2 protein-coding genes are annotated in these 12,474 nt (G+C 56.2%); both read left to right on the top strand.

All coding sequences use genetic code 11. From position 1 onward, the window contains the following. Positions 1 to 226: 226 nt before the first annotated feature. Positions 227 to 3,145 (top strand): Ig-like domain-containing protein, encoded by a 2,919-nt coding sequence (locus AC0V6L_RS02930; RefSeq protein ID WP_486152942.1) that lies wholly within the window; start codon positions 227 to 229, stop codon positions 3,143 to 3,145. Then, the gene (locus tag AC0V6L_RS02925) at positions 3,079 to 12,471 is read left to right on the top strand and encodes an Ig-like domain-containing protein (protein WP_486155035.1); all 9,393 of its coding nucleotides are present in this window, start codon (positions 3,079 to 3,081) and stop codon (positions 12,469 to 12,471) included. Before AC0V6L_RS02930 ends, AC0V6L_RS02925 begins: the two co-directional genes overlap by 67 nt. Positions 12,472 to 12,474 lie beyond the last annotated feature (3 nt).

Below are 12,474 nucleotides of genomic sequence, written 5' to 3'. Positions count from 1 at the left end.
TGTAAAACCATGGCTTTTTAAGCGATTGAGAAGACTTGTTCACGAAATTCGTCGGCATTTGAACACAGCTCGTCTGGTCATGATTTGGCTTTGTGCTAATCTTGGTTGATGCAGCAATTGCCAGAAAATGCGTCTTTTTACATAGGCGATTTTTAAACGGTTTGAGGGGTCTGCGGTGAAAAGCAAAACAAAGCGCAAGTCTCATCTTTTGGCGCTTGAGCCTCGAATGATGTTTGACGGTGCGGGCGTAGTCACTGCGCTTAGCGTCGATGCGGCACAAAGCGCGCAGACGCTCGATCATATTCCTATGACGTCCGCCTTGGTGGGGCCGATTGCGATGGATCCGCAAAGCGTGGTTGCTCGCGACGGGGCCTACACCGCACTGCCCGCAAAATCGGGGGCGATTGGCGATCCGGTTGATTTGGGTGATCTAGATGCCGGCGGGCATGGTGATCTCGCGGATGATGCGGTGGATGCAAGAGTAGCGGCGTATTTCGGATCCGAGCGAGGAAATGCGGCGGATTTTGGCTTTGACCAAAGCTTGACGGCGCCCGTCACTGCCGGTGCGGCCAATGACTTTATCTTCATCGACACCAGCATCGAAAATTATCAGGAGCTGGTCCAAACCTGGCAGGGGCGCGGCACGATCGTTTTGATCGATGCCGGATCTGATGGGGTGGATCAGGTTCTTTCTGCTCTGGCCGGGCAAAGCGATATCGGAGCCATTCACATCGTCAGTCACGGCGAAGATGGCATGTTCTGGCTGGGCGATACACGCATTGATAACGCGGCACTGACCGGCGAATTGGCAGGCGTATTCGCATCAATCGGTGCAAAGCTTTCGGCTGACGGCGATATCCTTCTTTATGGCTGTGATGTCGGGGCGGATGAGGCGGGTCAGGCCTTGCTTAACAATCTGGCGGCGATCACGGGCGCGGATATTGCCGCATCGGTGGATGATACCGGCCATATCCTGCGCGGCGGGGATTGGACGCTGGAAAACCGGGTAGGCCAGATTGAGGCTGCCACTCTGGTTGCACAGGATTGGTATGGCCTGCTGGCGCCAGCGGCATTTGTCACAGGCGCTTTTGATGTCTTTGATGAAAACGGCAATCAGGTGGCGGACAATACGCGCCTGACAGCGGTTGGATCCTCTGCTGTTTGGTTTGATGTCGCGACGGTCAACGGCCAGCAAATCAGTGTCAGAGCGACGGTAACGGCTTTGACCGCTGGCGATGATGTCCAATTCAGCGGGCCGGGCGATGATTTCGGCGTGTTCCTGCGCAAAGGCAGTTCTGCAGGGCTAGGCACGGTTGAGGTTCGCTGGGACATCTTCTTCACTGCTACAGGCGCGCCAGCCAATGTCGATGTGAATTTCACTGTCGCAGATATTGACGGCGCTGGAGGGCCTGAAACACGCGAGTTTCTGGTGATCGACACCGATACTTTGTCCTCGTTTGAGGCTGCCAATGGCTCCAACGTCTTGTTTGACACATCTGTTCCGGGCGAAGTTACCGCATCAGGCTCGCAGAATGAGAGCGGCGGTGTACCTTCCGCTGCTCGTTTCAACTGGCTCGATACCAACAGTTTCACCATTGAATACAACCTTGCCAATGGATTTGGCGGCGCGTTTTTCCGGCATGATGGCGATGCGGATTTCAACCTGGGGACCGGCGGCACAACCGTTTCGATCCCAAGGCTTGATTTGGATGGAAATAACAGCACGGCGGCAGGGTCCGCCTATATGGGCACCTATGTTGAAAACAGCGCTGGCGTGTCGATTGTCGATAGCGATGTCACGATCACCAATCCCAATGGCCTGGTTGAAGGCGCGAGCATAACGCTGACCAATGCGCAGGCGGGTGATGGCTTGCTGGTCAATGGCTCAGCTGCGGCATCGGGCACTTTGGCGGGCGGCATTGCCTATACGCGCACGGCAACCGAGATCATTTTGAGTGGTCCTGCGACTGCCGCACAATATCAGGCGGCGCTTCAGGCTGTCACATTTGAGACTGTGGGCGAATTTCCCAGTCAGGCTGATCGGTTGATTGATATCAGCTTTGAAAATGCCGCGCTGACATCGAATGTCGCGACCGCGACGATCAAGGTTGTCGAGGTTAACGATCCGCCCATAGCGGTGGATGATCCGCAGCAGACCACCGATGAAGACACGCCGATCACCAATATCGATGTGCTGGCCAATGATAGCGATGTCGATGACGCTGTGCTTACCGTCACGGCGGCGAATGCGAGCAATGGGACGGTCACGATCAATCCCGATGGCACGCTGAATTACACGCCCAATGCCGAATTTAGCGGCACGGATACGATCACTTACACCATCAGCGATGGACGAGGCGGGACAGATACAGCCATTGTCCCGATTGTGGTGAATGCGGTCAATGATGCGCCCGTGACCGCGGGTAACCTTCCCCCGCAGACCAATGTGGATGCCGATAGCGGGATCAGCGTTGATACCTCTGCCGGGTTTAGCGATGTCGACAATGCATCGCTGACATACAGCGCGGCCGGTCTGCCGCCCGGTCTTTCCATCAACACGGCCACTGGCGAGATCACTGGCACGATTGACAATTCGGCGAGCCAAGGCGGCGCTGCGGGTGTTTATAGCATCGTGGTCACGGCAACGGATGCAGGCGGGCTGAGCGCGACGCAGAATTTCAGCTGGACTGTCACCAACCCTGGCCCTGCGGCCAATGATGACACCGCATCGACTGATGAGGACACACCCGTCACTGTCGCTGTGCTGGGCAATGACGCAGATCCAGACGGCGATGATCTGACCGTCACATCGGCAAGCGCGCCCAATGGCAGCGTGGTCATCAATGCGGATGGCACGATAACCTATACGCCTGATGCTGATTTTAACGGCACTGATACCGTGACATACACTATCAGCGATGGCGAAGGCGGCACATCGACAGCCACTGTTACCGTTACCGTGGACGCGGTGAATGATGCACCTGTGGCAGCCGGGACATTGCCGCCGCAAACCAATGTGGATGCAGATGGCGGGATCAGCGTTGATACCTCTGCCGGGTTCAGCGACGTCGATAACGCATCGCTCACTTACAGCGCGACCGGGCTTCCCCCGGCCTTTCCATTGACGCTGCGACCGGCGAAATAACCGGCACTATCGACAATTCAGCGAGCCAAGGCGGCGCTGGCGGGGTGTATTCCATCGAAGTGACAGCGACGGATGCGGGCGGTTTATCGGCCACGCAAACCTTCAGCTGGACCATCACCAATCCTGTGCCCATCGCGGTTGATGACACGGCGAGCACCAATGAGGATACGCCCGTTCTTATCGATGTCTTGCCCAATGACAGCGATCCTGATGGCGATGTGATCAATGTGATATCGGCGGTGGCATCGGTGGGTCAGGCCACCTTGGTGGGCAATCAGATCAATTTTGTGCCGCCTGCAAACTTTAACGGCACGGCCACAATTACGTACACAATCAGCGACGGCGAAGGCGGAACATCGCAGGCTGAGGTTGTTGTTACTGTGGGCGCGGTGAATGATGCGCCCATTTCCATGCCAATTCCGCCCGAAAATGTGCAGGATGGTGAAACGATTTCGGTGCCGGTCGCCGGTTCCTTCACCGATGTCGAAGGCGATACTCTCACCTTTAGTGCGGCCGATTTGCCGCCGGGTCTGTCGATTGATCCTGTCACAGGTGTGATATCGGGCACGATCACTCCTGATGCCAGCCAGACGAATGGCGGCGTCTACACAGCCACCATCACAGTCGATGATGGCAATGGCGGGACCACGACGGAAACGATCACGTTCAACGTATCGAACCCGCCCCCGCTCGCCAGCAATGACAGCGCATCCACTGACGAAGATACGCCCGTTACAATCGACGTGCTGGCCAATGACAATGATCCTGATGGTGATCCGCTGACCGTTACGTCTGCCGATGCGCAAAACGGAACGGTTGTGATCAATCCCGATGGAACCGTCACGTACACTCCGAACCCGGATTTCAACGGCACTGACACTATCACTTATGAAATTTCCGATGGGAATGGCGGCACGTCAATCGCGACCGTGACTGTCACTGTGGCGGATATCAATGATACGCCGATGACAAGCGGTTCCATCGGCGATCAGAGCAATCTGGATGATCAGGCGATCAATCTGCCGGTTGCAGGGGCGTTCAATGATCCTGATGGCGACGCGCTATCCTTTTCGGCAACGGGCCTGCCTGCCGGACTGACGATTGATCCGGTGACGGGCATCATTTCGGGCACGATTGATAATTCCGCCAGCCAGGTGAATGGCGGTGTTTATTCGGTCACTGTGACGGCGGATGATGGACGCGGCGGAACCATTTCGCAGACATTTGAATGGACGGTTGCAAACCCTGCGCCCATTGCCAGCAATGACAATGCGACCACCGATGAAGACACGCCTGTCAACATCGACGTGCTTGCCAATGATGTAGATCCCGATGGCGATGATCTGACCGTGATTTCGGCCAGCGCGGGCAATGGCACTGTCACAATCAATCCCGATGGCACGCTGGTTTACACACCCAATCCTGATTTCAACGGGACGGACACGATTGTCTATACCATCAGCGATGGGGAGGGCGGGGAAAGCTCTGCCAGCGTCGATGTGGTTGTTGCGCCTGTCAATGATGCGCCGACAACCGTTGGCTTGCCCAATCAAAACGGCGAAGACAGCCAGACCGTTTCAATCCCCACGGCAAGCGCGTTCAACGATGTCGATGGCGATGCGTTGACATTCACAGCGACAGGCCTGCCGCCGGCTTTGACGATTGATCCGGTTACCGGCGTAATTTCAGGCACACTGGCAGCGGATTCTTCGCAGAACGGGCCGTTTATTGTCACCGTGACAGCGACCGATCCATCAGGCGAACAGGTCAGCACGCAGTTCGTCTATTCGATCCAGAACATCCCGCCGATCGCGCAAAATGATACGGCCACCACAGCTGAGGATACGCCTGTCACCGTGGCGGTGCTGGCCAATGACAGCGATCCTGATGGCGATCCGTTGACCATTACCAGCGCCAACAGCGACAATGGCACAGTTGTGGTGAATGCCGATGGGACAGTCACTTTCACGCCCGATCCCGATTTTAACGGCGATGCCACAGTGACTTACACGGTAAGCGATGGGCAGGGCGGTGTTGCAACGGCGACTTTGGTTGTCACTGTGACCGGCGAAAACGACGCACCAACAGCGGTCGCAATCCCCGATGTGGTGAATGAGGATAACCAGTCCGTTTCTGTCGCGACGGATAGCTTTTTTGATGATGTTGATGGCGATACGCTCACCATCTCGGCCACAGGTTTGCCTCCGGGCCTTGCAATCGACCCTGCCACTGGCATTATTTCGGGCACTCTCGATATTGATGCAAGCCAGGGCGGGCCAGCGGGCGACGGTGTTTATGCCGTTACGCTGACGGCTGATGATGGCAATGGCGGCACCGTTTCCCAGACATTCAACTGGACTGTCACCAATCCTGCGCCCACGGCCAGCAATGATGCAGCGACCACCGATGAAGAGACATCGGTGAATGTCGATGTGCTGGGCAATGACACAGATCCTGATGGCGATCCGCTCACGGTGATATCCGCCAGCGCGCCCAATGGCACTGTGGTGATCGAAGCGGACGGCACGCTGACTTACACGCCCAATGCTGATTTTAACGGCACCGATACGATCACGTATGAAATAAGCGACGGCAATGGCGGGTTCTCAACCGCTGCGGTGGTGGTGACAGTCAATCCGGTCAACGATCCGCCAGTGGCGGTTGATGATGCGGTGACAACAGATGAAGACACTCCCGTCACAATCGGCGTGCTGGGCAATGACAGCGATGTGGATGGCGATCCGCTGACTGTAACAAGCGCGGCATCGCCCGATGGCACGGTTGTCATCAACCCCGATGGCACGATCACTTTCACGCCAAATCCTGATTTCAACGGTAACACCACCATCACTTATGAAATTTCCGATGGTAATGGCGGCACTGCGACAGCGATTGTCGATGTCACGGTCAATCCGATCAACGATCCGCCTGTGGCAAATCCCGATATGGGCACCACCAATGAAGACACGCCTGTTACGGTTGATCTGATCGGAAACGATACCGATGCCGATGGCGATCCTTTGACCATCACCGCGGCCAATGCCCCCAATGGCACAGTGGTTATCAATGGCGATGGAACGGTAACCTATACGCCCGATCCTGATTTTAACGGCACAGATACAATTACTTATACGATCAGCGATGGCAATGGCGGGTTCTCCACCTCCACCGCGACGATCACGGTATCGCCTGACAATGATGCGCCGGTTGCCGCGCCCATTGCCCCGCAAAGCAACAATGACGATGCGCCTGTCACTCTGGATGTGTCAGGCAATTTCAGCGATGTTGATGGCGACACGCTGACATTCAGCGCGGCGGGTCTGCCGCCGGGCCTGTCGATTGATGCAAACGGCAACATCACCGGCACTATCGACAATTCAGCAAGCCAGGGCGGGCCTGCTGGCGATGGTATCTACACTGTCACGGTCACGGCCGATGATGGCAATGGCGGGACTGTTACATCCGCATTCACCTGGACAGTGGCCAACCCGGCTCCTGTTGCAATTGATGACAGCGCGGCGACGGATGAGGATACGCCCGTCAACATCGACGTGCTTGCCAATGACAGCGATCCCGATGGTGATGATCTGACGGTTACCAGCGCACTTGCAGCCAATGGAACGGTCGTGATTGAGGCGGACGGAACTGTCACATACACGCCCGATCCCGATTTTAATGGCACCGACACCATCACCTATACGATCAGCGATGGCGAGGGCGGAACATCGACCGCTACGGTCACTGTCACGGTCGATCCTGTCAACGATGCACCTGTTGCGGCGCCGATCACCGCGCAGAACAATGTGGATGCAGACAGCGTATCCCTGTCGGTCGCTGGCAATTTCAGCGATGTCGATGGCGACACTTTGACATTTGCGGCAACCGGCCTTCCGCCAGGCCTCAGCATTGATCCTGCCACGGGCGAGATCACTGGTACAATCGACAATTCCGCCAGCCAGGGCGGGCCGGGCGGTGATGGCATTTATTCGATTACCGTTACCGCCGATGATGGCAATGGCGGCACGGTCAGCTCAACGTTTAGCTGGACAGTGACGAACCCCGCGCCAGATGCGGCGGATGACACCGCGGCAACCGATGAAGATACGCCGGTCGATATTGATGTTCTGGCCAATGACAGCGATCCTGATGGCGATGATCTGACGGTCATTTCTGGATCAGCGAATAACGGGACCGTGTCGATCAATCCCGATGGGACGATCAATTACACACCTGATCCCGACTTTAACGGCACGGACACGATCACTTACACCATCAGCGATGGCGAAGGCGGGACGGACACGGCCACTGTTTCCGTGACGGTAAACCCGCAAAACGATGCGCCTGTTGCTGATCCGCAATTGACCAATCAAACCGATGAAGATGGCGATGCGATCGCGCTGGATGTGTCGGGCAATTTTGATGATATTGATGGCGATACGCTCACCTTTACCGCGGCCGGGCTTCCCCCTGGCCTGTCGATTGATGCCAATGGCAATATCACGGGCACAATCGACAATTCAGCAAGCCAGGGCGGACCCGGTGCAAATGGCCTCTATACCGTCACTGTAACTGCAGATGATGGCGATGGCGGCACGGCCAGTTCCACCTTTGTCTGGACCATTGGCAACCCGCCGCCTGTCGCATCAGATGACACCGCGACAACCGATGAAGATGTGCCGGTTACCATCCCCGTCCTTGCCAATGACAATGATCCTGATGGCGATACTCTCACCGTTACTGCGGCCAGCGCGAATAACGGCACAGTCATCATCAACGCTGATGGCACGGTCACTTACACCCCCAATGGCGATTTCAATGGCACCGACACCATCGTCTACACCATTGATGATGGCGAAGGCGGCACATCGACAGCGACTGTCACAGTCACTGTAAACCCTGTAAATGACGCGCCTGTAACGGTGGGTCTGCCCGATCTGGTTGATGGCAATAACGAGGCGATCAGCGTCCCGCTTGCCCCTGCGTTCAACGATCCGGATGGCGATCCGCTGACTTTCAATGTCACAGGCCTTCCAGCAGGGCTAACCTTTGATCCTGCAACGGGGCTGGTTTCAGGAACGACAGACCCGACCGCATCGACAGGCGGGCCAGGTGGCGATGGTATTTACAGTGTCACCGTGACAGCCGATGATGGCAATGGCGGGGTCACCTCCACCACATTCACCTGGACGATCAATAACGAGCCGCCGACCGCCGTGAATGACAATTTCACGACGGACGAAGACACGCCCATCACTATGGATGTGCTTGCCAATGATATTGATCCTGATGGCGATCCGACAACGCCCATCACAGTGATTGCTGCAACGGCGACAAACGGCGTGGCAGTGGTAAATCCTGATGGCACGATCACTTTTACGCCCGATGCAAACTTTGTCGGCACGGCGACCGTCACCTACACGATTGAGGATGCCAATGGCGATCCGGCAACGGCGGTTGCAACGATCACGATCGATCCTGTCAATGACGCGCCGATTGCCACCAATGTCCCTGACCGCGCTGATGAAGATGGCGACGTGATTGCCATTGATGCCTCTGCGTTCTTTAGCGATATCGAAGGCGATGCGCTGACTTACAGCATCAGCAATCTGCCCGCAGGGCTCAGCATTGATGCCAATACAGGATTGATCACCGGCACGATTGATCCTGATGCAAGCCAGGTCAATGGCGGCGTCTATTCAGCCATTATCACAGCCGATGATGGCAATGGCGGCACGACTGATATCATGTTCGTTTGGACTGTCACCAATCCCGGCCCCGCCGCGGCGAATGACACCGCATCGACAACCGAAGATACGCCAATTGCCTCCATCGATGTGCTGGCGAATGACAATGATCCCGATAACGATGCACTAACGGTCGTATCGGCAAGCGCGCCCAATGGCACAGTGACTATCAACCCCGATGGAACCTTGGCCTATGTGCCCGATCCTGATTTCAACGGCACCGATACGATAACTTACCAGATCACTGATGGGCAGGGCGGCACATCAACCGCGATTGTCACAGTGACAGTGGGGGCTGCGAATGATGCCCCAACTGCGCAGCCTCTGCCGCCGCGCGCGAATGCGGATGCTGAACCCATCAATATCGATGTGTCCGGCAGTTTTGACGATGTGGACGGTGATACGCTGTCTTTCACCGCCAGCGGATTGCCAGCAGGGCTTTCGATTGATGCGGGCGGCAATATCACCGGCACGATTGATTCAGGCGCCTCCATTGGCGGGCCTGGCGGTGACGGTATCTACGACGTGACGATCACAGCCGATGATGGCAATGGCGGCACTGTCAGCACCACGTTCACTTGGAGCATAACCAATCCCGCGCCTGTCGCTCAAAATGATGCAGCGACAACCGATGAGGACACGCTCGTCAATATAGATGTGCTGGACAATGACAGCGATCCCGATGGCGATGCGCTGAGCGTTGTCACCGCCAGCGCGCCCAATGGCACGGTGGTGATCCTGCCCGATGGCACGATTGATTACACGCCGAACCCTGATTTCAATGGCACCGATACGATCAGCTACACGATCAGCGATGGCAATGGCGGCACGGCCAATGCGACTGTGACTGTAACTGTGAACCCGGTGAACGATCCGCCGGTTGCGCAGGATGACAGCGCCGTCACCGATGAAGACACCCCTGTCACTATTCCCGTGCTCAGCAATGACAGCGATGTTGATGGCGATCCATTGACCGTAACAAGCGCTAGCGCGCCTAATGGCACTGTCACTATCAATCCCGATGGAACAGTAACATACACTCCAGACCCTGACTTCAACGGCACTGACACCATCACGTATGAAATTAGTGATGGAATGGGCGGCACTGAAACAGCGAGTGTTACTGTCACTGTCACGCCAGTGAATGATCCGCCTGTCGCTCAGGATGGTACGGCGACCACGCCGGAAGATACGCCTGTTACCATCCCCGTGCTCAGCAATGATAGCGATGTGGATGACGATACCTTGACGGTGACCGATGCGGCATCGCCCGATGGCACCGTTACGATCAATCCTGATGGATCGATCACTTTCACGCCCGATCCGGACTTTACCGGCCCTGCCACCATTACCTACACCATTGATGATGGCATGGGCGGCACAGCCACCGCAACCGTAACGGTCGATGTTGGCGCTGTGAATGATCCGCCGGTTGCGGTGGATGATACAGCAACCACTGATGAGGATACGCCCGTTACCATCCCGCCGCTTGTGAATGACAGCGATGTGGACGGCGACCCGCTCGAAGTGATCGATGCGAGCGCTGGCAACGGAACGGTCGTCATCAACGCTGACGGCACCGTAACCTACACGCCCGACCCCGATTTTAATGGGACCGATGTCATCACATACACCATCAGTGATGGCAATGGCGGCACAGACACTGCGACGATCACTGTTACGGTTGACCCCGTGAATGACGGACCTGTCGCACAAGATGACACGGCCAATACGGCCGAAGATCAGCCCATTACCATTCCGGTGCTTGCCAATGACAGCGATCTGGATGGCGATCCGCTAACGGTGACAGATGCTACATCGCCCGATGGCATGGTCACCATCAATCCTGACGGGACGATCACGTTTACCCCCGATCCCGATTTCAACGGCCCCACCACTATCACTTACACCATTGATGATGGCATGGGCGGAACAGCAACCGCGACTGTCACTGTGAATGTTGCGCCGGTGAATGATCCCCCTGTCGGTGTTGATGATACCGCCACCACCGATGAAGACACGCCTGTCACCATTCCCGCTCTCACGAATGACAGCGATGTGGATGGCGATCCGCTTACCATCGTGTCTGCCAATGCGCCCAACGGCACGGTCACCATCAACCCTGATGGCACGCTGACCTATACACCCAATCCCGATTTTAACGGCACCGACACGATCACCTATCAGGTGAGCGACGGCATGGGCGGGTTTGACACAGTCACGGTCACAGTCACGGTGAACCCGGTTAATGATCCGCCTGTTGCAGGCAATGATGTAACCAGCGTTGACGAGGACGGTTCGGTGACCATCCCTGAACTGGTGAACGACACCGATGCGGATGGCGATCCGCTGACGGTTACCGAAGCTTCTGCTGAAAATGGCACGGTCACGATCAATCCGGACGGATCGATCACCTATACGCCCAATGCCGATTTCTTCGGCACCGATACGATCACTTACACCATCACCGATGGCAATGGCGGCACGTCCACCGCGACGATCACTGTCACGGTCAACCCCATCACCGAAACACCGATTGATGACGACGAAGCATTCACTGTCATCAGCGGGGGCGAGCGTATTTTGGATGTGCTGGCCAATTCCAGCGATCCCGATGGCGATCCGCTCAATATCTTCTTTGCAGAAACAGATGTGGGCGAAGTTGTTATCAATCCCGATGGCACTTTGTCATTCACCGCGCCGCCTGAATTCGATGGCATTGCGACCATCAATTACATTGTGTCTGATGGTAATGGCGGGTTTGTGGCATCAACCGCGATTGTCACTGTGGTTCAGGCAACTGCTGATATTTCGTTCCTGATCAATCAGGATCCCAGTGCCGGCTTCCCCGATCTGGAGCGGACCATCCGCGAGATTGACCAAGATGATCAGTTTATCGCAGCGCCGCTTGTCATCCTTGATACGGCAAATGGTTTCCGCGATCTTCGCGGCACAGGCACATTGAATGTCGATCAGCCTTTGCTGACCGCCGTTAACAACATCAATTCTCTGCGCGGGCTGGGCACGCTGGATGTGCAGGGCAGCCCGATCAATGACGTAACGCGTTATATCGATGATATTCGCGATATCCGGTTTGGTGTCGACCGATTGTTCGATCCGCGCTTCGGTGATTTCATTCCGGAAAGCCTCACCGGGTTCTCTGTCCGTCAGCTTACGACAGGCAATGAACTGTTTATGATCGAGAGCATCGTGCGCGACCGTGTGGTCTATGTCGAAATGCGCGACATTGGCCCCGAAAACGCGCCGCGCATTGTCGAATTTCAGCTGGTGACCCGCGATGGATCGCCTCTGCCTGACTGGATCCGCATGGATGCACGCGGTTTGGCGATTATAGAGCGCCCGGTTGATGCAGAAGCGATCCGATTGATTGTTCGCGCCGTTTTGGAAAATGGCGAAACGGCCGAAACAGCCGTCGTAATCCAAGGGGCGACCGGCGAAATTCAGCTTGATAATGGCAATAGCGACCAAGCGGCGAAAGCGGACACGCTCGATGCGCTTATGGCCAAGGTCAATTCGGAAAAAGACGACGAGGCGAGCGCATTGCTCGAAGCCTTCAGTTAAGAA

This window comes from Erythrobacter sp. JB1-15, assembly GCF_057365035.1.
The sequence above is the reverse complement of the archived record's forward strand: the minus strand, read 5'-3'. Positions and strand labels throughout refer to the sequence as shown.